This window comes from Haloarcula amylolytica (assembly GCF_049705545.1).
In the GTDB taxonomy this organism is placed as follows: Archaea; Halobacteriota; Halobacteria; order Halobacteriales; family Haloarculaceae; genus Haloarcula; species Haloarcula amylolytica_B.
On the sequence record NZ_JBNAMU010000001.1, the window covers coordinates 3008862 to 3028866 of the forward strand.

At 64.2% G+C, this 20005-nt stretch carries 20 protein-coding genes and 1 tRNA gene; 11 read left to right on the forward strand and 10 right to left on the reverse strand.

The genetic code is table 11. The features are described 5' to 3' along the window. Nucleotides 1-16: 16 nt before the first annotated feature. Entirely contained in the window at nt 17-2347 is a 2331-nt protein-coding gene (locus ACOZ4H_RS15765; RefSeq protein WP_424330167.1) for an amino acid permease, read from the reverse strand. A gap of 271 nt (nt 2348-2618) precedes the next feature. On the opposite strand from ACOZ4H_RS15765, the gene ACOZ4H_RS15770 reads away from it, so the two are divergent. Next, nucleotides 2619-3404, forward strand: a complete 786-nt coding sequence (locus ACOZ4H_RS15770; protein ID WP_424330168.1) for an MOSC domain-containing protein — start codon at nt 2619-2621, stop codon at nt 3402-3404. A 57-nt stretch (nt 3405-3461) separates the two neighbouring features. After that, nucleotides 3462-3803 (forward strand): ferredoxin, encoded by a 342-nt coding sequence (locus ACOZ4H_RS15775; protein WP_424330169.1) that lies wholly within the window; start codon nt 3462-3464, stop codon nt 3801-3803. Nucleotides 3804-3837: 34 nt separating this feature from the next. On the opposite strand, the gene ACOZ4H_RS15780 is transcribed toward ACOZ4H_RS15775, so the two are convergent. Genes ACOZ4H_RS15780 through ACOZ4H_RS15800 form a run of 5 tightly spaced genes read right to left on the reverse strand, consistent with a single transcriptional unit; the run spans nt 3838 to nt 9981 of the window. Next, nucleotides 3838-5157: an ABC transporter ATP-binding protein gene (locus tag ACOZ4H_RS15780; RefSeq protein WP_424330170.1), complete on the reverse strand. Its 1320-nt coding sequence runs from the start codon at nt 5155-5157 to the stop codon at nt 3838-3840. Next, nucleotides 5150-6265: an ABC transporter ATP-binding protein gene (locus ACOZ4H_RS15785; RefSeq protein ID WP_424330171.1), complete on the reverse strand. Its 1116-nt coding sequence runs from the start codon at nt 6263-6265 to the stop codon at nt 5150-5152. Before ACOZ4H_RS15785 ends, ACOZ4H_RS15780 begins: the two co-directional genes overlap by 8 nt. Nucleotides 6266-6267: 2 nt before the next feature. Continuing rightward, on the reverse strand, nt 6268-7302 hold the full coding sequence (locus tag ACOZ4H_RS15790; RefSeq protein WP_424330172.1) for an ABC transporter permease: 1035 nt from the start codon (nt 7300-7302) through the stop codon (nt 6268-6270). 2 nt (nt 7303-7304) lie between these two features. After that, nucleotides 7305-8303 (reverse strand): ABC transporter permease, encoded by a 999-nt coding sequence (locus ACOZ4H_RS15795; RefSeq protein ID WP_424330173.1) that lies wholly within the window; start codon nt 8301-8303, stop codon nt 7305-7307. A 25-nt stretch (nt 8304-8328) separates the two neighbouring features. Continuing rightward, a complete protein-coding gene (locus tag ACOZ4H_RS15800; protein ID WP_424330174.1) occupies nt 8329-9981 on the reverse strand; it encodes an ABC transporter substrate-binding protein in 1653 nt (550 codons plus the stop codon). 208 nt (nt 9982-10189) lie between these two features. On the opposite strand from ACOZ4H_RS15800, the gene ACOZ4H_RS15805 reads away from it, so the two are divergent. Next, nucleotides 10190-10274: transfer RNA gene (locus ACOZ4H_RS15805), tRNA-Leu, on the forward strand. Between the two features lie 390 nt (nt 10275-10664). Beyond that, nucleotides 10665-11177, forward strand: coding sequence for a DUF5813 family protein (locus ACOZ4H_RS15810; protein ID WP_424330175.1), 513 nt, complete (start codon nt 10665-10667; stop codon nt 11175-11177). A 39-nt stretch (nt 11178-11216) separates the two neighbouring features. Here the strand turns inward: ACOZ4H_RS15810 and ACOZ4H_RS15815 are convergent, their stop codons facing one another. After that, entirely contained in the window at nt 11217-11447 is a 231-nt protein-coding gene (locus ACOZ4H_RS15815) for an Lrp/AsnC family transcriptional regulator (protein WP_424330176.1), read from the reverse strand. Between the two features lie 2 nt (nt 11448-11449). Then, entirely contained in the window at nt 11450-12136 is a 687-nt protein-coding gene (locus ACOZ4H_RS15820; RefSeq protein ID WP_424330177.1) for a potassium channel family protein, read from the reverse strand. 140 nt (nt 12137-12276) lie between these two features. Between ACOZ4H_RS15820 and ACOZ4H_RS15825 the strand changes: the two genes are divergently transcribed. After that, nucleotides 12277-12507: an Lrp/AsnC family transcriptional regulator gene (locus ACOZ4H_RS15825; protein ID WP_004593871.1), complete on the forward strand. Its 231-nt coding sequence runs from the start codon at nt 12277-12279 to the stop codon at nt 12505-12507. Nucleotides 12508-12559: 52 nt separating this feature from the next. Further along, complete coding sequence (locus ACOZ4H_RS15830) at nt 12560-12880, forward strand: hypothetical protein (protein ID WP_424330178.1); 321 nt, start codon at nt 12560-12562, stop codon at nt 12878-12880. Here the strand turns inward: ACOZ4H_RS15830 and tmk are convergent. After that, nucleotides 12877-13464, reverse strand: coding sequence for a dTMP kinase (gene tmk, locus ACOZ4H_RS15835; protein WP_424330179.1), 588 nt, complete (start codon nt 13462-13464; stop codon nt 12877-12879). The genes ACOZ4H_RS15830 and tmk overlap by 4 nt on opposite strands. Nucleotides 13465-13604: 140 nt before the next feature. On the opposite strand from tmk, the gene ACOZ4H_RS15840 reads away from it, so the two are divergent. The 5 genes from ACOZ4H_RS15840 (at nt 13605) to cofG (ending at nt 18340) form a co-directional block, all read left to right on the forward strand. After that, nucleotides 13605-14504 (forward strand): complex I NDUFA9 subunit family protein, encoded by a 900-nt coding sequence (locus ACOZ4H_RS15840; RefSeq protein ID WP_424330180.1) that lies wholly within the window; start codon nt 13605-13607, stop codon nt 14502-14504. 137 nt (nt 14505-14641) lie between these two features. After that, nucleotides 14642-15823 carry a tubulin/FtsZ family protein gene (locus ACOZ4H_RS15845; RefSeq protein ID WP_004518503.1) on the forward strand — a complete coding sequence of 394 codons (1182 nt, stop codon included), beginning with the start codon at nt 14642-14644 and terminating at the stop codon, nt 15821-15823. Next, nucleotides 15801-16577, forward strand: a complete 777-nt coding sequence (locus ACOZ4H_RS15850) for a hypothetical protein (RefSeq protein WP_424330181.1) — start codon at nt 15801-15803, stop codon at nt 16575-16577. The genes ACOZ4H_RS15845 and ACOZ4H_RS15850 overlap by 23 nt, the downstream gene beginning before the upstream one ends. Then, complete coding sequence (gene cofC / locus ACOZ4H_RS15855; RefSeq protein ID WP_424330182.1) at nt 16577-17200, forward strand: 2-phospho-L-lactate guanylyltransferase; 624 nt, start codon at nt 16577-16579, stop codon at nt 17198-17200. Before ACOZ4H_RS15850 ends, cofC begins: the two co-directional genes overlap by 1 nt. Before the next feature lie 33 nt (nt 17201-17233). Continuing rightward, a complete protein-coding gene (cofG, locus tag ACOZ4H_RS15860) occupies nt 17234-18340 on the forward strand; it encodes a 7,8-didemethyl-8-hydroxy-5-deazariboflavin synthase subunit CofG (RefSeq protein WP_424330183.1) in 1107 nt (368 codons plus the stop codon). A 204-nt stretch (nt 18341-18544) separates the two neighbouring features. Here cofG and cofH read toward each other — a convergent pair whose 3' ends face one another. Beyond that, nucleotides 18545-19897 carry a 7,8-didemethyl-8-hydroxy-5-deazariboflavin synthase subunit CofH gene (gene cofH / locus ACOZ4H_RS15865; protein ID WP_424330184.1) on the reverse strand — a complete coding sequence of 451 codons (1353 nt, stop codon included), beginning with the start codon at nt 19895-19897 and terminating at the stop codon, nt 18545-18547. Between the last annotated feature and the right edge of the window lie 108 nt (nt 19898-20005).

Here is a 20005-nt window from a genome sequence, read left to right on the forward strand (position 1 = left end):
CGACCCCGAAACCGAGCTAGTTCCAGTCCGGGCTCGACCCCTGTTTCAGGCCGGACCGCGATAGCCGCTTTCTGAGGTAGCGTGCGACCGGGAACAGCCGCTCGCTCAGCCGACCGGAAACACCGGTCTGGCTGGCGTAGACGAGGACCGGTACGTCCCGTTCGGCGGCGAGGGCGATGACCTCATCGGGGGTGCTGCCGAACAGGGCTTGCCTGAGCCAGCGGTCCCGCGACGCACCGATGACCAGCACACCGCCGTTCTCCGCTGCAGTCTCAACCAGGCCGTCGGCGACGGTCCCGGCCCGGACGTTGTGGACCTGTGTCGTCTCGACGCTTTCGAGCGCATCGAGCGTGGTGCCCGAGGCCTCGTCGGTCCCCTCTTTTTCAGTGCTGACGTTGATGAGGTGGAGGTCGCTCCCCAGTTGACCGAGCGCGTTCACGAGCGGGAGCACTGCCTGATGGTGCGGGCCACCGCCTGCGCCGATGTTGATCACGTCGAGGTCGTCCGCAGACGTGGTCTTGTCGGCGAAGAACACGTCGCAGGGCGCTTCGTGCTCGACAGTCTCGGTCACGCTCTGGTGGCGCTCGGGATACCCCATGAGAATGAGGTCGGCGTCGTCGTCGCGCGCCGTCTGGAGGATATCGAAGGCCACGTCGCGACAGGTGTGGCCCTCGATGAGGAGATCAACGCCGTACCCGTTCTCGTCTAGTTCTGCCCGGATGCGTTCGGTTCGTCCCTTCGCAGTGTCCTGAACGGATTCCCAGGGCGTCTGGTCGGGAACCTGCGTCACGTTGAGGACGTGGACGATGGGGTCCTCGTCGGACACCTTCGCGAGCGCCGCCGCGAGTTCGACGTAGCGAGCGGCCCGGTCCGGACGTGCAATGGGGACGAGGACGCGGAAGCCGCCGGCCTCGGGAGCCGCTTCAGCTTCGCTTGCTGCGGCAGTCGTCGGAGGAGTCTCCGAGACCACCTCACGGAACAGTTCCTCGGCCTCCGGCGCGCCACCCCAGATGAGGTACGCGACGACCATCGCGCCGGTCAGTACGAGCCCGGTCACGACGCCCTTCGGCGGGAGGTTGTAGACGAGGCCGAGGTTCGCGAGCACGCCGATAACTGGGACGACCGGGACGCCCGGGACGCGGAAGCCGCGCGTGATATCCGGATACCGCCGCCGCGAGTAGATGAGCGCGACGTTGACGACGGCAAGCGGCAACAGGAGGTTCAGCGTCGCGAAGCCGGTCAAAGCGTTCAGCCCCAGGTGGAGGCCGAGCCCGGCGAGCAGGCCGCCCTCGGCGGGGAACAGCGCGATGAAGACCACGATAAGCGCGACGATGGTCGCTGTCGCGGTCGTCACGCTCCAGGACGGCGTCCCGTAGTCGGGGTGGATGCGCGAGAACCGCCGGGGGGCCTGCCCCCGAGTCCCCATCAGCGAGCCGATACTACTCGCGGCGAGGATCGACGCGTTGGAGGCCGACACCATCGAGAAAATCGCGCCGGCGACGATGAGGCTCTCCCCGATGCTGCCGAGGAACGAGGCGGCGACCCGACCCATCGCTGTCTCGCCTTCCTGTGCGATGACCTCGGCCGGGATGGGGGAGTTCACCATCGCGACGATGACGAACGCGTAGAGAACGGTGACTGTGAGGATGCTCGCGGCGATAGCGCGCGGGACGGTCCGCTTGGGCTTGATGATCTCGCCCGCGCTGGCCGCGATAGCCGAGAAGCCGAAGAAGGTGATAAACGCAAGCGCCGAGATGGTGAGGATGTCGACGGGGCCGCCGCCGAAGTTCCCCGCGAACCTCCCGACGGCCACCGAGGGGCCGCGGAAAGCGAAGGCACCGCCGATGAACGCGAGCAGGACGGCAACCTTCGCGCCCGTGACGATGAGCTGAAAGCTCCCGCTCTCTTCGGTCCCTCGCGCGTTGAGGATCCCAAGCAAGAGCGCCGTCGCCACGCCGGCGGTTCCGTGGGGCAGGAAGTGGAGCGATTCAGGGAGGATGAAGCGGACGACCCACTCGTCCATCGTCGCGAGGTAGAACGCCGTCGTACCGGTGTAGCCGAGAAACAGCGACATGCCGATGCTGTAGGTCAGCAGGTCTCGGTCCTCGAAGGTCCGTGAACAGAAGAGGTAGCCGCCGCCGTTCTCGGAGTAGACGGATGCGAATTCGGAGTACGCGGCGGCGGTGACGCCCGCGATGACGGCGGCGATGACGAACGCGATGACGGCACTCGACCCGATGGCTGCGACGGCGGTGCCGGACAGCGAGAAGATCCCGGCTGCGATCATCGTCCCCAGCCCGATTGCGAACGCGATCTTGAAGTCCAGCGTTCGAGTGTGTTCGACCATTCGTCTGGCAACTGATTACCCCAGTCGCTACCTAATAGTATCGCTTAGCCGATTATCCGAATACCGCCTTATGTTCATTTTCCACGGTACGTGGAGGGAGCGACCGCTTCGTGTCGTTTTCGCTCGTCTTCGCTTACGACCGGGAGCGGGACCCGGAACGACCCGGATACAGTTTCGCAAGCCGTGTCCTCGCATCGTGCCGGATCGATACGCCACCGGGATGTCCCAGAACAAGACACTGCTATAGGCCCGGCCGCTGAAACCACTAACAGTGGCACACGTCGAACGACTCACCGTCTACCCCGTCAAGGCACTGGACGGCATGGACTGCGAATCGGTATCGATCCGCCCGGGTGGGACGCTGACCCACGACCGCGAGTTCGCCATGTTCGACGCCGACGGCGACGTGGTCAACGGGAAGCGGACCGACCGCGTCCACGACATCGACACCGGCTACGACCCCGACACGAGGACTGTGTCAGTCACCACCGACGGCGATAGCGCGTCGTTCGAACTCCGGGATGCAGGTGAGCGCACCCGAGCAGCCGAGTGGCTCAGCGCGTTCTTCGACGTGGACTTGACCGTCGAACGCGACGAGACGCTGGGATACGTCGACCGGCGGGAGATGGGTCCGTCGGTCATCAGCACCGCGACGCTTGAAACCGTGGCGTCGTGGTTCGACGACGTGACCGTCGAAGGGTTGCGCCGGCGGCTCCGGGCGAACGTCGAAATCGGCGGGGTCCCGGCGTTCTGGGAGGACCGTTTCGTCGGCGCGGACGCTCCTGCCTTCCGGGTCGGCGGCGTTCGTTTCGAAGGTGTGACCCCCTGCGGTCGCTGTGTCGTCCCACAGCGGGACCCCGACACCGGCGAGGAGACGCCGGGGTTCCGGGAGCGGTTCATCGAACGCCGGCGGGAGACGTTTCCGGAGTGGGCTGACCGGGACGCCTTCGACCACTTCTACACCCTGATGCTCATCGCCCGCGTTCCCGAGGGCGACCGCGGTGCGGACCTCGCCGTCGGGGATCCCGTCGAGGTCGTCTCGGGGGCCGAGCCGTAGCGGGCGAACGACGGCGAGACCGACAATCGAAAGACGGTCCGTCTCGAACGAGGAGTAATGGCAGACGCGGACGACCCCGTCGACCCGAGCGAGTTCGGCGAACAGGACGGCCCCCCGGTCGAGGAGAAGCCTTACAAGATCATCTTCGAGGCCAACAAGTGCTTCGGCGCGGGCAAGTGCGCCGAGAAGTCGCGCAACTGGACGCTCGACCTGGACACCGGCATCGCCAAGCCCGAGACCTATTTCATCGACGAGGAGGATCTCGACCACAACATCGCGGCCGCGGAGGCCTGCCCGGCGAAGAAAGACCGGGGCATCATCCACGTGATCGACCGGCGGACGAACGAGGAAATCGCTCCGGACCCCAACGGCGACGGGTCCCTCTCCGTCGACTGGTAGCGACCGCCTGGAATCGGACCGAAACCGGCACCGGTCAGTCCTGCCCGTCCCGACAGAGATGGCAGGCGACCGTATGGCGGTCGGTCCCCTGCTCCGGTTCCACCTCGTAGTCCGGTTCTTCTCGCGCGCAAACACTCTGTTCCGCAAACCCCGAAAGCAGCCGCTCTGACGCCGCCTCCCAGTCATCGGCGGCGATGTCCGCTATCGCGTCAGACAGGAGAACCCCGGCACCGCCGCCAGGTAGCGAGCCGTCGAAGAACCGCTCTCGGAGCGTGTCGGGGTCCGTCTCAGTGAAATCGCGGCGCTTGACGTGGCGCACGAACGACCGCACGCGCTCCCACTCGCCGTCGGTCAGGTCGTACTCCGCGGGGGCGATGAGTTCCGGACAGCGGGTCCGGAACCGACAGCCTGAGGGCGGATCGATTGGCGAGGGGACGTCGCCTTCCAGCACGCCGCGGTGCCCGTCGGCCCGCGGGTCAGGTACGGGGATCGAGTCGAGCAACGCCTGCGTGTACGGATGGGTCGGGTTCTCGAACAGCTCCCGCTTGTCGGCCAGTTCGACCAATTGTCCCAGATACATCACCGCCACGCGGTCGGAGATGTGTCTGATGACGGAGAGGTCGTGGGCGATGAACAGGTAGGTGAGGCCGAACTCCTGCTGGAGGTCCCGCATCGTGTTGAGCACCTGCGCCTGGATCGACACGTCCAGCGCGCTGACCGGTTCGTCACAGACGATGAAGTCGGGGTTGACCGACAGCGCCCGAGCGAGGTTGATTCGCTGGCGCTGCCCGCCGGAGAAAGCGTGGGGGTAGCGGTTGTAGTGTTGCGGGTCCAGACCGACCTTCTCCAGCAGTTCCTGGGCCCGAGCGGCCCGGTCCTCGCTGTTCAGCATCCCGTGGGCCTGCATCGGCTCCTCGACGATTTTCCCGACTTTCATCCGGGGGTCCAGCGACGACTGGGGGTCCTGGAAGATCATCTGGATGTCCTTGCGGGTGTTCCGGAGCCGCTCGCCAGAGAGGTCGGCCAGGTCGGTCCCCTTGAAGTAGATGCTCCCCTCGGTCGGCTCCAGCAATCGCAGAATCGTCCGTGCGAGCGTGCTCTTGCCACAGCCCGACTCGCCGACCAGTCCCAGGGTCTCGCCCTTGCGGATGGTGAAGGAAACGTCCTCCACGGCTCTGACCCACTCGCGGCCGGTTTCGACCGGGAGCCCGTCGGCGTCGCGGTCGAAGGAGAGCCAGGAGAACATTCCCTCCTCGTTCGCGAAGTACTTGCTGACGTTCCGTAGCTCTACGAGCGGCTCGCCGAAGCCGGCGGTGTCCGCGCCGTCGGACACCGAGCTGGCGCGTTCAGTCATCGGTCTCACCGCCCGACAGGGACACGTCGAACCCGCCGCCGGCCCCGGTCTCAAGCGGCGGAGACCCCTCGTACGCCGTCTCGAACGCGTCGTGTTTGATACAGGCGGCCCGGTGCTCCGTGACGCCGTCGGTGACGTCTCGACAGTCGGGGTTCGTCGTCTTGCAGGCCTCGCGGGCCGCCGGACAGCGCGTGTGGAACCGACAGCCTGCGGGGGGGTTTATCGCCTCGGGCATCACCCCCTTGATTGGGTTCAGTTCCTCGACTGTCTCGTCGGGCCGCGGAACGGAGTCCAGCAGGGCTTCGGTGTAGGGGTGTTGCGTATCGTAGAACAGGTCGTCGACGGGGGCCTGCTCGACGATTTCACCGAGGTACATCACGTTCACCCGGTCACAGATTTCGGCGACGACGCCCATGTCGTGGGTCACCCAGACGAAACTGGTGTCGTAGCGCTCCTGTAGCTCGTCGACGAGGTCCAGAATCTGGGCCTCGACGGTCACGTCCAGCGCCGTCGTCGGCTCGTCTGCGATGATTAGCGACGGTTCGCAGGCCAGCGCCATCGCGATGAGCACGCGCTGGCGCATCCCGCCGGAGAACTGGTGGGGATAGTCGTCGTATCGGGCGGCAGCCTCGGGAATACCGACCTCGCGGAGCATCTGTACCGCCGTTTCCCGTGCCTCCCGCTCCGAGAGGTCGCGGTTGAGTTCGATGAACTCCCGGAGCTGCCCGCCGACGGTAAACACCGGGTTGAGCGACTCCATCGGGTCCTGGAAGATGATCGCGATCTCCCGACCGCGGATCCGCTCACGGAGTTCGCCGTCCGGTATCGTCGCGTCGGTGCGGTAGGGCTCGCCGTCGTCGTCCCGTTCGACTTCGATGAGCGTCTCGCCCTTGAATTCGATGCGGCCGCCGACGATTCGGCCCGGCGACTCCACCAAGCGCATGATCGCCGAGACGGCGACGCTCTTGCCGGCCCCGGACTCGCCGACCAGGCCGACCAATTCGCCCTCGCGAACGTCAAAACTGATGCCGTCGACGGCCCGGACGACACCGTCTTCGGTGAAAAACTGGACTTCGAGGTCGTCAACGCGGAGGAGTGGAGCAGACATGGTTAGTTGTTGAGTCGGGGGTCGAGCGCGTCTCTGAGACCGTCACCGAACATGTTGAACGCGACTACCGTGATGAGGATGCACAGCCCCGGCCAGACGCTGAACCACGGGTTCTGGATCATGTAATTACGAGAGACCGACAGCATCTGCCCCCAGGACGGGGTCGGGGGCTGGATGCCGAACCCGAGAAAGGAGAGGCCGGCGATGATGATGATGGCCGTCCCGACCTGCAGCGTCGCCTGGACGAGCACCGGCGCGAAACTGTTCGGGATGACGTGCCGGAGGATGATGTTCCGGTCACGGACGCCGGCGGCCTTCGCTGCCTCGACGTACTCGTCTTCGCGGACGCTGACGACGCGCGATCGGATGAGGCGCGCGAACTTCGGTATCGATGCGACGCCGACGCCGATCATCGCGAAGGTGATGCTCCGCCCGAACGCGGCGATGAACGCGAGCACCAGGACGAGGAACGGAATCGCGTACAGGGTCTCGGCCAACCGCATCAGCACGTCGTCGGTCCAGCCGCCGTAATAGCCCGACACGGCCCCGATGACCATACCGCCGACGAGGCCGATAGCGGTCGCTAGCACGCCGACGAGTATCGCGATGCGGGTCCCGTATATCAGGCGGAGCAAGATGTCCCGGCCGCGGTCGTCGGTGCCGAGCGGGTGCGCCCAGGTCCCCTGACCGAACGTGTTCTCCATGCCGACGGGCGGCAGCAGCGTCGGCGTCCCGGCCGGCTCCGCGGTCGGGCTCATCCAGACCGTCTTGGCGAGCCAGTACTTCTCGACGCCGAACTGGGCGAACACCTGATACTGGGCCAGATACTCGAAGACGACGGCGTCGATAGTCGTCACCACCGCGACGACGGAGGCGACGGCGATGATGATGAACCCGGCGAAGGCCGTCGGATCTTTCCGCACCTGGGCGAGCGTGTAGCGCCAGCCGACCCGGGCCTCTACGGAGGAGACGGACTGCTCGGCGTCATCTACCGATTCGCTGCCAATCGTCTCGGAATCCGAATGTGTCGTAGCCATAGTTACTCCTGATCACCGTATGAGACCCGTGGGTCGATGTACGCGTAGGAGATGTCCGTGATGATGACGCCGACGACGAACACGAGCGCGAACACGAACGTCGTCCCCATCACCACCGGGAAGTCCTGTCGCGAGATGGAACTGACGATGAGCCGCCCCATCCCGTTGATCTCGAACACTGTCTCGGTCAGCACTGCGCCGCCGATAGCGGTCGTCAGCTGCAGACCGATGATGGTGATGACCGGCAACTGCGCGTTCCGGAAGGCGTGTTTCCGGAGAATCGTCCGCTCCTTGACGCCGTAGGCACGCGCGAGTCGGACGTAGTCGTCGGAGAGCACCTCCAGCATCGACGACCGCTCGATGCGCGTTATCGCCGCCATCTGGAGCGTCCCGAGTGATAACATCGGCAAGAGGAGGTGCGCACCGGCAACGTAGAGCACGCCGAGCCGGGTGCTCGCGCCGGTGACGGTCGAGGGATGCGCCCACGGCATGACAAGGTTCGTCGCCGGTAACACGCCGAGGTTGTACGAGAACAGGATGATCAGGATCAGCCCGATCCAGAACGACGGCGTGCTCACGCCGACGAGCGAGACGATGCGGGTGACGTGGTCGGTCGGCTTGTTCCGGCGCTTGGCCGAGATGACACCGAGCGGGACCGCCGTCGCGATGGCGAAGGCGAAACTCGACACCATCAGCAGTATCGTCTGTGGGAGCCGCTGGGCGATCTTCGTCGTGACCGGCGCGTCGTAGTAGATGCTCCGCCCCATATCGAGCTGGACGAGGTTGACCAGATACTTCCAGAAGCGGACGTGCAGCGGCTGGTCGAGCCCGTACTTGGCCTTGAGCGTCTCGACGGCCGCCTGGTTCGGCGACGGTCCGAGCATGATCTCGACTGGGTTGCCCGGCGCGGCGTTGACGAGCGCGAACGTGATGGCGACGACACCGAGGAGTACAGGAACCGCCTGGACGACCCGTCTCCCTGAATAGCGTAACAGGCTCATATGTATTCAAAACAACACGAACTGCCTACTGGACGGAGACGTTGTTGAAGTCGCTGACGAGCGAGAACTGGTCTATGGGGTGGGCCGTGAAGTCCTGCACCCGGTCGCGGACGCCGAAGCTGTTTTTCAGCGTGTACGACGGGATGTGTGGTCGGTCCTGCATGAGCGTCTCCACCGCAGAGATGTACAGCTCACGGCGCGTCTCGCGGTCGGTTTCCTGGCGGGCGTTCATGATAGCCGAGTCGACCTCGTCGTTGCGGTAGTACGTCCCGTTGGTGACGCCGATCTGCTCCTGGGCGAACAGGAAGTACATGAACGTGTCAGGATCAGGCGACCCGGACCAGCCCAGCGTGAACATGTTGTAGTCGTCGGCGCTCCCCGAGACGTACTGGTCGAGGAACGCGCCCCAGTCGAGGCGCTGGACGGAGGCGTCGTAGCCGGCTTCGCTGAGGCCGTTTGCGACCGAGGTGCCGATCTGCTCGCGCTTCTCGTCCGGCGGGACGATGATGCGGGGCTGCCAGTCGTCGGGGACGTTGTCGCTGTCGTCGAGCATCGACTTCGCCTGGTCGATGTCCTGCTCGTGGGTGATGTCGGCCCAGTCGTCCTGCGGGAAGTCCCAGGCTTCCGCGAGCGTTTTGGGAATCGGCGAGACGGCACGCACGCCCGAGGGTTCGACGAACCGTTCGACGGCCGTCTGCATCGAGAAAGCGTAGTCGATGGCCTCCCGGACTTCCGGGTCGGCGGTCGGGCCTTCGTTGCAGTTGAACGCGAGATAGAAGTAGCTCATCCCGAGCGCGGATTCGATGCTCGCACTGTCCATCCCCTCGACCGTTCCCCAGGACTTCGGTGGGATGTTCTTTACAACGTCGTTTTTCCCGTTTTTGAGTGTCGTGATGCGAGTGGTCGGCTCCTCGACGGGGACGAACTCGAGCGTCGAAAGGTTCGGCATCGGCTCGCCCCAGTAGTCGTCCCACCGGGAGAGCACTACGGATTCGCCTTCGGTCCAGTTCTCCAGAGTGAACGGACCGGAGCCGACGGGGTCCTCCTTGTTGAACGCCTCTCGGTCCTCCGTCCGGACGCTCTTGGGAACGATATTGCGGTTCGTGTAGTATTTGAACGCGCCGAACTGGTATTTGAGGTCGAACTGCACCGTCTCCTCGTCGACGGCGGTGATCGAGTCGATCATGTTGACCTCGCCGGCGTTTTCCGTCTCCTCCTCGACCGGCGCGAGGAACGTGTGTTTCACGTCCTCAGCAGTGACGGTGTTCCCGTTGTGGAACGTCACGTCGGTGTTTAGCGGGACGATCCACCGCTGGCCGTCCCGCTCGATCGTCGGCATCTCCGCCGCGACTTTCGGGACGAGTTCGGTCCCGTCCTCGTTGTACGCGTACAGCGGGTCGAAGATCATCATCGCCACTTCGAGCGACGGGACGTCGTTGAGAACGACGGGGTCGAACTCTACCGGCGATTTCGCCTGGGCGAGCCGGAGTCGCGAGCCACCGCTTTCACCGTCGCTGCCGCCGCCACCGCTATCCGCACCGGTCTGGCCGCCGCCGTCTCCACCGTCAGTCGGTCCCTGACAGCCAGCGAGGACTGCGGCCGCGCTGCCGCCCGCGAGCGCCCGTAACAGTTTTCGTCGTGATACGCCGGGTCGGTTGGAGGACTCTGGAAGCGTCATGCTAACGTAACACACCGCTATCGTGAAGTGTAGCTATAATAAATCCAGTGGTTGTTTTCGGGTAATACTTTCACAGAACCTGATGCAGAAGGCGTATAATCCGTCCAAAGCAGCGGTCTGAGTTATAGCGTGGGTGTGCCACATTTGCCATAGTTATCACAGGCATATCGAAAGGACCATTCATCAGCCCCCGCAGAGTTCAATCTGCGCGAGGGTAGCCGAGCTTGGCCAAAGGCGGTGGGCTTAAGACCCGCTCCCGTAGGGGTCCGTGGGTTCGAATCCCATCCCTCGCATTGATCCGCTCGAACGACCGTGAGAGCGTGTGAATTGTTCGGATGGCGATTCTAACTACGGAAACGCGAGCAGCGTGAGCGTTTGCATTCGAGTTCGAATCCCATCCCTCGCATTCTGCGACGAGTGGACACGAGGATCGATGTGAGCGCGATTTGGCTCCCAGCCATATCGTTTGTAGCGAACGGACCGTGAGCCACAGTGTCGGATGTGCCCCTGACCGGTCTGTCTGTGACACACTCGACAGTCCGGCGTACGCCAGATGTGGCACAGATGTGTGGACCACAGATTCGGGTGCGGTGCTCAGACGGCAGTGTCGGGTGGCAGGCGATTCGAACGGAGGCGGTCCGGACACGACGCGTTTTTGCACGTCTGCGGCCTATACCGGCGTAATGACTGACGTGCCAGACGACGTTGCCGAGGCGTTCGACCGACACGATGCGCTCGTCCCGGCCGGGGACAGTTACGCTGTCGAGACAACGAACTTCGACGGCCGTGTGACTGCGACCGAAGGGGAGGAGTGGCGGACGAACTACGAGGTCACGGTCAAAGCACCGTCCCTGCAGGCCGCGACAAGCGACGAGGTCGGCGACGCCGTCATCGACGGCTGGTTCGAGACGCTGGAGCGGCGGCTCGAGGACGCGCCGAAAGCGACCCGGACAGCCGTTGAACTGGACGATTACAGCGTTGTCGAGGACGGCGAGCAGGTCGTAGTCACGTTCGAGTACACGATGGGTGGCGAGCGGCAGGCCGCGGACGTCGCCAAGACCTTCGTCGAGTACGTCGAGGGGACGTACGTCGAGGGCGTCATCCCGGGTTACGACTACGTCGGCGTCGTGGCTGACCTGCTCGATTCCGCGAGTACCGGCGGGAGCGAGGGAACGCGCGGCGGCACGCCGCTGTAGCTGTCGTGGTCTGAGGGCTGAAAACCGTGGCCGCGTCGTTCAATCCATCGCAATATAGGTCTGCGTGGTTTCGACGCCCTGGATTTCCTGGATGTGCGTCGCCGCCACGTCCTTGACCTCAGCGGGCGTCTCCACGTTCACTTTCGCAATGAAGTCGACGTCACCGGCGACGATGTGGGCCTCGGCAACGCCATCGACGGCCTCGATGTCGTCTTTCAGGCGGTCCGCATCACCAGTGTGGGCTTTGACCATCACGTAGGCAATGACCATGTTCAGGCACCTCCAAGCGCGGTTGCACGACCTGATTCACCGACAACGATGCTGCGGACGTCCGAGAGCGTCTCGAAGTCCGCGAGTATCACGACTCGGTCGCCGGCCTCCAGCGTTTCGTCCGGGTTCGGGATAGCAAGCGGGGCCTCGCCTTTCCCGTGCGCCATCAGCCGAGAGTCCGACGGAAGCTCCAGTTCCGACAGCGAGTACCCCTCCATCGGTGACTGCTTCTGAATGGTGAACTCAACGAGCTGGAGGTTCTGTGCGATGTCGGCGACCGCACGGATGTTCCCGCCCAGCAGGGCGTTCTTCGCCGCGATGGCCCCCAGCCGTTCCGGGTAGATAATCTCGTCGACGTCGGAGGCGTAGCGTCGGTAAATCTCCTCGCGGTAGTCCTCGTCGATACGCATAACGGTTCGACAGCCGTGTTCCTTGGCGATCATACAGGCGACGAAGTTGTCGTTCAGGTCGCCGGTGAGCGCGCCGAGCGCGTCGGCGGCTTCGAGGTCGGCGTCGCCGAGTGTCTCCTCGATAGCGCCGTCGCCCGCGATCACCTCGAAGCCAGCCGTCCGTGCGCGCTCGACCGCGTTCTCATCGCGCTCGATGAGGACAACTTCGTGGCCACTCTCTTGCAGGACGCGAGCCGTCCGCAGTCCGACACGACCTGCACCCACGATAACGAATCGCATACACTCCCCTATGGGACGGGGGTGAATAAAAGTACCCACCCGGCGGAACCACCGGACGTCTTGACCGCGCTGTCAAACAATAGGACGGTTGTTGTCTCGTGACGGAAACTTTTTCGTGCTATGATACGACATACCATAATATGGTCAGCGCGTTCATTATGATCAAGACGGCTGCCGGCAAATCCGAAGAACTCCTTGCGGCAGTTCGTGACGCCGAGGGTATCACCGAGGCGCACATCGTCGCCGGGCAGTACGACATCATCGCCGAAGCGACGGGCACGGAGGTGTACGACATCATGCAATCCGTCTCGGGTCACGTCCGGGACCTCAACGGCGTCGCCGACACGCGCACGTACATCTGCTTAGAGTGAGCAAGCCGCGTTGTTTCGACACGGCAAAGGGACTCGCCGCCCTACGGCAGGTATGGTCAGTGTCGCCGGTATAATCGGCCTGCTCGTCATCGTGCTGGTCAACAGTGCCGTGACGGCGCTCATGACGCGCTTTTTCCGCGTCCGCTTGCACACGCGATGGGGGAGCCTCGTCTACTCGCTGCTCCTCTGTCCGGTGGTCATGGTCGTCATCCTTCTCGTATTGAGCGGTGTGTTCAGACTCGGCGCGAACCTCGGGAGCCAGACGGCCGTCATCCTCGTGACCGTCATTATTCCACTCGCTATCGGGATGACGTTCGATTACTTCTGGATGCCTGCTCCCGACGAGGTCGAACTGCCGGCGTCGATGGACTAGTCGAGAATCGCTGCTCGGACCCGTTCGTACACGGTGTCCGGGTCGGCGGTCGCGTCGACGCGAACGAACCGCTCCGGGTCGGCGTCGATGAGTCGCTCGTAGTTATCACGAACCGTTGCGAGATAGTCGGCGGTTTCAAACTTGTTCGTCGCGCCGCTGCGCTGTGCGGCGGTTTCGGGATCGAGATCGAGATACACGGTCCGGTCCGGCGGCCGGGTCCATGGGGCGTGGACCTCCCGGACGTACGACAGCGGGTCGTCGAGCGTCTCGCTAGCTGCGAGTGTCGCACCCTGATAGGCGTACCGCGAGTCGCTGTAGCGGTCGGAGACAACAAGCCGGTCCTCGCTGAGCGCCGGTCGGACCGTATTCGAGAGGTGTGCGGCGTGGTCAGCCGTGTAGAGAAACAGTTCGGCCAGCGAATCCGCGTCGTCGTCGTCGATAGAGCGCTGGACGGCGTCCCCGTACCAGGTGTCGGTCGGTTCGCGCGTGAACACGGCGTCATCGGGGACCGCGTCGTCGCTTCGGAGCCGTTCCCACACGGTCGTCTTGCCGCTCCCGTCCAGTCCTTCGAGCGTGACGAGCATACCTCATAATCCGCGTGGGGGGACGTAAGCGCCCCGACCTGGACAGTTCATCCGTAGGCTGACACAAGTGACCGGACTGCGGGCCGATGAGCCGAACAAACACGCCCACCTTTACGGTTCTACCGACCGTATTGTGATCTATGGATGTACTTGTCGTCGGCGGGACTGGATTCATCGGGCAACACCTGTGCCGTGCACTCGACGACCAGGGACACACTGTCACTGCACTGTCCCGGTCACCGGAGGATGCGACGCTTCCCAGCGGTGTCGAAACCGTCGCCGGAGATGTCACGGAGTACGACAGCATCGAGAGCGCGTTCGAGGGGCAGGACGCGGTGTATTTCCTGGTCGCACTGTCGCCCCTGTTCAAGCCGGACGGCGGCGACGAGATGCACGAACGGATCCATCTCGGCGGGACCGAAAACAGCGTCGAGGCTGCCGAAGAACACGGCGTCGACCGGTTCGTCCAGTTGAGTGCGCTGGGTGCAGACCCCAATGGCGACACGCATTACATCCGGTCGAAGGGCCGGGCCGAGCAGGTCGTTACGGAGTCCTCGCTGGACTGGACCATTTTCCGGCCGTCGGTCGTCTTCGGCGAGGGCGGGGAGTTCGTCTCCTTCACGAAGCGTCTCAAGGGGATGTTCGCGCCGGGCGTCCCGCTGTATCCGCTCCCCGGCGGCGGAAAACAGACCAGATTCCAGCCCATCTGGGTCGGTGACCTTGTGCCGATGCTCGTCGACAGTATCGAATCCGAGGAACACGTCGGCGAGACCTACGAGATCGGTGGGCCGGAAGTACTGACGCTCAGAGATGTGACCAATCAGGTGTACGATGCTGAGGGGTCGTCGGTAAGCATCGTCCCGCTCCCGATGCCGCTGGCGAAGGTCGGTCTCTCTGTCCTGGGGAGCTTCGGGTTCCCGATGGGTGCCGACCAGTACCGCTCACTCAAATTCGATAACAGTCCGGCGACGAACGATATCGACGCGTTCGGCGTCAGTAGTGACTCTTTAACCACACTCAGCGGATACCTCCGCGGATAAGTCCCGACGGTAGCCTCCCCCTACAGAGAGTCGTGTTAGACAGTATTAATTTTCAAGCCTGAGTTTCAGGGCTGAGAGCCGGGCAAAACACTTATACTCGCTATCGCTCTTTGACCCTTTAAGCGGAGAACCATATAATGAAACTGGCGATGATCGGCTTCGGGCAGGCCGGTGGCAAAATTGTGGACAAATTCCTCGAGTACGACAAGGAGACCGGCTCGGGAATCGTCCGCTCGGCTGTTGCAGTCAATACAGCGAAAGCAGACCTGCTTGGGCTAGAACACATTCCGGAAGAACAGCGAGTGCTCATCGGCCAGGCCCGCGTCAAGGGCCACGGCGTGGGCGCAGACAACGAACTCGGCGCGGAAATCGCCGAAGAGGACATCGACGAGGTTCAGGGTGCGATCGACAACATCCCTGTCCACGAAGTCGACGCCTTCCTTATCGTCGCCGGTCTCGGCGGCGGGACGGGGTCGGGCGGGTCGCCGGTCGTCGCGAAGCACCTCAAACGCATCTACACCGAACCGGTGTACGGCCTGGGCGTCCTGCCGGGCAGCGACGAGGGTGGCATCTACACCCTCAACGCCGCCCGCTCGTTCCAGACGTTCGTGCGCGAGGTGGACAACCTGATGGTGTTCGACAACGACGCCTGGCGACAGACCGGCGAGTCCGTCGAGGGCGGCTACGATCACATCAACGAGGAGATCGTCCGGCGCTTCGGCGTGCTGTTCGGGGCCGGCGAGATCGAGGCCGGCGACAACGTCGCCGAGAGCGTCGTCGACTCCTCGGAGATCATCAACACGCTCGACGGCGGCGGCGTGTCCACCGTCGGCTACGCCTCCGAGGACGTCGAGGTGTCCTCTGGCGGCGGCGGTCTGCTCTCGCGGTTCAAGGGCGACGACTCGTCTGACGACGGGATGGACACGGCGAACACGACGAACCGCATCACGTCACTCGTCCGGAAAGCCGCGCTCGGCCGGCTGACGCTCCCCTGTGAGATCGAAGGTGCGGAGCGGGCCCTGCTCGTGATGGCAGGTCCGCCGGAGCACCTGAACCGGAAGGGAATAGAGCGCGGGCGGAAGTGGCTCGAGGAGCAGACCGGTTCGATGGAGGTCCGCGGTGGCGATTATCCGACCAACGCCCCGAAAGTGGCCGCATCGATCCTGCTGGCCGGCGTCCACAACGTTCCGCGGATCAAGGAACTCCAGCAGGTCGCTATCGAGGCACAGGACAACATCGACGATATCCGTAACCAAAGCGAAGATAACTTAGAGGACTTGGTCGAAGACGACGAAGATGAACTTGATCCGCTGTTCTAACAAGACCGCCGCACTCCTCTGTGTTGTCGCGCTGCTCGCGACTGCCGGCACAGCGAGTGCGTTCTCTGTCTCTGCCGACGGGGTCCCGACCGAGACGGCTGTCAACGAAGAGGTATCGGTGACGTACACGATAGACGACCCGTTCACCGACGCGCCGAACGAGTGGACGCTCGCCGGCTCGACCGAACTCCAGAACGTCAGCTGGACGGTCACCGTGTTGCGTGCTGGTAACCAAGTGAATCAGGAGACCTACGGCGACCAGTCCTTCGAGCAGGACTTGGACATCGACGACAACGGGGACCAGGTTCGCATCGAGCTCGTCGGCACGACGCCGGGCATCTCGAACTACACGTACGACCCGGCGCAGAACTACCAGGTCGCCTCCCTCAATCGTGTCAGCGGGAACAACGAGGACGAGTTCCGCAACGACACCGCCCACCACTACACCGAAGAGAGCCAGGCAGCCAGACAGGCGATCGACGACGCACAGGCTGCAATCGACGCAGCCGGTGGGAACGAAAACGCCGAGGAACTGATCAGTAGCGCCATCTCCTCATACGAGAACGGCAACTTCCAGAACGCCCAGGACCTCGCCGGGCAGGCCGAGAGTCAGGCACAGCAGGCACAGCAGAGCGCCCAGACCCAGCGAACACTCCTGCTGGTCGGTGGCGGACTCGTCGTCCTCCTGTTGCTGGTCGGTGGCGGCTACTACGCGTACACCCAGATGGGTGAGGACGACTACTCCAAGCTGTAATGCGCATCGTCGTCCCCGTCTCGGGGTCTGACCCCAAAACACGGCTTTCAACTGTTCTGTCTCCCGACGAGCGACGCGATTTTACCGAAGCAATGCTCGCGGATGTCGTCGACGCGGTGATCGCGACGGGCCACGAACCCGAGGTCATCTCGACAGCGCCGCTCGACTGTGCCGCGCCGGTTACCGTCGACGACCGCGGGCTTGACCCGCTCGTCAACGACCTGCTCGCGTCGACAGTGACCGACAGCGATGACGCACTCGCTGTCGTGATGGCCGACCTCCCGCTCGCAACGACAAAAAGCATCGAGCGGCTGTTCACTCCCGATGCCGACGTAGTGCTGGCCCCAGGCCTGGGCGGCGGAACGAACGCCTTCGTCTGTCGCCATCCCGAGTTCAGGGTCGATTACCACGGCGCATCCATACGCGACCACCGGCGGATCGCCCGGGAAGTGGAAGCTGAAATTGTCGAGGTGGACTCCCGGCGACTCGCGACCGACATCGACGAACCGGGCGACCTCGCGGAGGTGCTGTTACACAGCGACGGCGCGGCCGCCGACTGGCTCACTGACGCCGGTTTCAGTCTGTCGCTCACAGACGGCCGTGTCACCGTGAGCCGCGAGTGAAGGTTTTTGTCCGTGGGGTGCAGACCCCGGGACGTGATACCCGGCACGGACGCGTACGACATCGACATCGAGGTTCCGGACGCCGACATCGAGCGACTGCTGTCGGTGATGCCCGAGGACGTCGAGGCCGCGTCGGCGCTGTCCTATTGCCGGAACGTGTTCCTGCCGCTGACGACCGCCTGCCGGTACACCTGCACGTACTGCACGTACTACGACCCGCCGGGGCAGGCGGAGCTGATGGACCGCGAGGAAATCCGGGAGACCTGCCGCCGCGGGGCCGACGCCGGCTGTACCGAGGCCCTGTTCACCTTCGGCGACGACCCGGACGACCGCTACACCGCGATCCACGACACGCTCGCCGAGTGGGGACACGACTCGATCCACGAGTACCTCCGGGAGGCCTGCGAAATCGCGCTGGAGGAGGGGTTGCTCCCCCACGCCAACCCGGGCGATCAGACCCGCGAGCAGATGGCTCACGTCGCCGATCTGAACGCCTCGATGGGCGTGATGCTGGAGACGACCACTGAGGTGCAGGCTCACGGCGGCCCGCGGGCGAAAAACCCCGGCCAGCGGCTGAACACCCTCCGCGTGGCCGGTGAGCTCGGCGTCCCGTTCACGACGGGCATCCTCGTCGGCATCGGCGAGGACTGGCACCACCGCGCCGAGAGTTTGCTCGCCATCCGCGAGATGCACGAGCGCTACGGCCACATCCAGGAGGTCATCGTCCAGCCCGTCGTCGAGAACGAGCGCTGGCGGAGCGGCTCGCCCGATCTGGCGACGATGCGCCGGGTGACAGCGATGGCCCGGGCGGCGCTTCCCGAGGAAGTATCGGTGCAGGTCCCCCCAAACCTCGCGCCCGCCCGGGACCTGACCGACTGTGGCATCGACGACCTAGGCGGCGTCTCCCCGGTCACGGTCGACCACATCAACCCCGAGTACGAGTGGCCGGCCCTGCAGGAACTGACGGCCGTCGCCGACGCCGCCGAGGTGCCCCTGACGGAGCGGTTGCCCGTCTACGACCGCTTCGTTGACGACGGCTGGCTCTCGGAGCCCATCGAGGCGGCTCTTGAGGCCGAGAACGACGCTGGCGAGCGGTTCCGGTCGATACTGGACCGGGGCGTGAACCCGGTGAGCGTGTGACTCTGGCGACCAGCCTCCGCGTATGCGCAGTTGTCACCGTCGGGCTGTGCACTGTGACTATTAACCACCTAGTCCTCTAGGCTGTATCTACACATACACTGGCGCACCAATGTATATCATGCCTGGACGTGCCTCTGACAGCAGTTCCAGGCGGAATACTCTACCACGTCGGCCACGGCCAGTGCCCAGCCGTGGTCCACTAATTTACTCGAGCAACGGCGTTCCGTCAGCCTGTGGCCCGAGTTGCGGCCCGAGCGCGTCGGCGTCGGGATCGATGACGCGGCGCTGTTCGTAGTCCGTCGACCGCTCGACCGGCGTCCGCCCGATCGCGGTAATCATGTCGGCGTACTCCTGGAACGACCGGAACTCGCCGTAGTCGCCGCCGGCACGCTTGGTGATTTCCTCGGAGAGGATGGTTCCCATGAAGTCGTCCGCGCCGCAGGTAAGCATCTTCAGTCCCTGCGTGTCGCCGTATTTGACCCACGAGGACTGGATGTGGTCGACGTTGTCGAGGAAGAGCCGCGAGACGGCGATCAGCAGTTCGTCCTCGTCGACAGTCGCACCCGATTCGACCATGCCACGCTCGTACAGCGGCGTCTCTTCGTGGACGAACGAGAGCGGGACGAACTCGGTGATCGCGCCGGTCCGGTCCTGCAGGTCGCGGATTCGCTTCAGGTGCAGCGCGCGGTGGCGCTCGTTCTCGACGTGACCGTACATCATCGTCGAGGTCATGTCGAGGCCGACCGACGCGGCCGCCTCCATGGCTTCGAGCCACTCGTCGGTGCGGATCTTCCCCGGACAGATGACGTCCCGGACCTCGTCGACGAGGATCTCCGCGGCGGTGCCGGGCACGCTGTCGAGGCCGGCGTCTTGCAGTCGAGTGAACACCTCCTCGTAGGACCAGTCGGTGCCACGGCGGGCGTGGTAGGCCTCCTCCGGCGTCATCGAGTGGACGTGGACGCCGCCGACGTGCATCGCTCGAATCTGTTCACAGTAGGTGGCCGGGTCTTTTTCGTACTCCGCCGGCGAGCGGTAGTTCAGGTCGCCGCGGTCGCTGGTCTCCAGTATCTCTCTGTGTTCGTCGTCCAACGCGAGCGCGGGGTGGAGTCCAGACACCGAACAGACCTCGTAGATGCCGCGGTCGAGGGCGTCGCGCACGATTTCGCGGGACTCACTCGGCGTCTTCGTGAAGCCGCCGTGGTCCTCCTGATACTGGCTCCGGAACTGTTCGGAGCGGTCCTTGAAGTTACAGAAGAGACAGCCGGTGTTGCAGGCCGTCGTGACGTTGTTGTTGAGGTTCGCGACGAAGGTGACCTCGTCGCCGACGACCTCGGCCCGGCGTCGGTCGGCCGCTTCGAGCACCTGCTCTTTCCGGTAGTGGTCGATGCCGTCCCGGTCGGTGCCCGTCGTGAAGAGTTCGACTGCGTCGTCGACCGTCAGTCGCGTCCCGTTTCTCGCCTTGGCGAGTGCGTTCTCGAACGACTGGTCAGTCGTCGGACGGTGTTCGAACTCGACGGACCCGTCCGGTGTACCGACGGTCTCTGGGACGTCCGGCATTGCTGGACAGGAGGGAAAGAACGGTCAAAAGCGTATGGGTCCACACACGGCCCACAGGGTCGACAGGTCCCCCTGTTGCAGGACGGCAACGGGTACCGACGGCCGCAG

Excerpts from the sequence above, each read along its gene's own strand:
- ACOZ4H_RS15810 (WP_424330175.1), top strand. The coding sequence starts at position 10,665 with ATGACTGACGTGCCAGACGACGTTGCCGAGGCGTTCGACCGACACGAT.
- ACOZ4H_RS15840 (WP_424330180.1), top strand. The coding sequence starts at position 13,605 with ATGGATGTACTTGTCGTCGGCGGGACTGGATTCATCGGGCAACACCTG.
- ACOZ4H_RS15795 (WP_424330173.1), bottom strand. The coding sequence starts at position 8,303 with ATGAGCCTGTTACGCTATTCAGGGAGACGGGTCGTCCAGGCGGTTCCT.
- cofH (WP_424330184.1), bottom strand. The coding sequence starts at position 19,897 with ATGCCGGACGTCCCAGAGACCGTCGGTACACCGGACGGGTCCGTCGAG.
- ACOZ4H_RS15850 (WP_424330181.1), top strand. The coding sequence starts at position 15,801 with ATGAACTTGATCCGCTGTTCTAACAAGACCGCCGCACTCCTCTGTGTT.
- ACOZ4H_RS15775 (WP_424330169.1), top strand. The coding sequence starts at position 3,462 with ATGGCAGACGCGGACGACCCCGTCGACCCGAGCGAGTTCGGCGAACAG.
- ACOZ4H_RS15815 (WP_424330176.1), bottom strand. The coding sequence starts at position 11,447 with ATGGTCATTGCCTACGTGATGGTCAAAGCCCACACTGGTGATGCGGAC.
- ACOZ4H_RS15785 (WP_424330171.1), bottom strand. The coding sequence starts at position 6,265 with ATGTCTGCTCCACTCCTCCGCGTTGACGACCTCGAAGTCCAGTTTTTC.
- ACOZ4H_RS15845 (WP_004518503.1), top strand. The coding sequence starts at position 14,642 with ATGAAACTGGCGATGATCGGCTTCGGGCAGGCCGGTGGCAAAATTGTG.
- ACOZ4H_RS15780 (WP_424330170.1), bottom strand. The coding sequence starts at position 5,157 with ATGACTGAACGCGCCAGCTCGGTGTCCGACGGCGCGGACACCGCCGGC.
- ACOZ4H_RS15790 (WP_424330172.1), bottom strand. The coding sequence starts at position 7,302 with ATGGCTACGACACATTCGGATTCCGAGACGATTGGCAGCGAATCGGTA.
- ACOZ4H_RS15765 (WP_424330167.1), bottom strand. The coding sequence starts at position 2,347 with ATGGTCGAACACACTCGAACGCTGGACTTCAAGATCGCGTTCGCAATC.
- tmk (WP_424330179.1), bottom strand. The coding sequence starts at position 13,464 with ATGCTCGTCACGCTCGAAGGACTGGACGGGAGCGGCAAGACGACCGTG.
- ACOZ4H_RS15820 (WP_424330177.1), bottom strand. The coding sequence starts at position 12,136 with ATGCGATTCGTTATCGTGGGTGCAGGTCGTGTCGGACTGCGGACGGCT.
- ACOZ4H_RS15830 (WP_424330178.1), top strand. The coding sequence starts at position 12,560 with ATGGTCAGTGTCGCCGGTATAATCGGCCTGCTCGTCATCGTGCTGGTC.
- cofC (WP_424330182.1), top strand. The coding sequence starts at position 16,577 with ATGCGCATCGTCGTCCCCGTCTCGGGGTCTGACCCCAAAACACGGCTT.
- ACOZ4H_RS15825 (WP_004593871.1), top strand. The coding sequence starts at position 12,277 with ATGGTCAGCGCGTTCATTATGATCAAGACGGCTGCCGGCAAATCCGAA.
- ACOZ4H_RS15800 (WP_424330174.1), bottom strand. The coding sequence starts at position 9,981 with ATGACGCTTCCAGAGTCCTCCAACCGACCCGGCGTATCACGACGAAAA.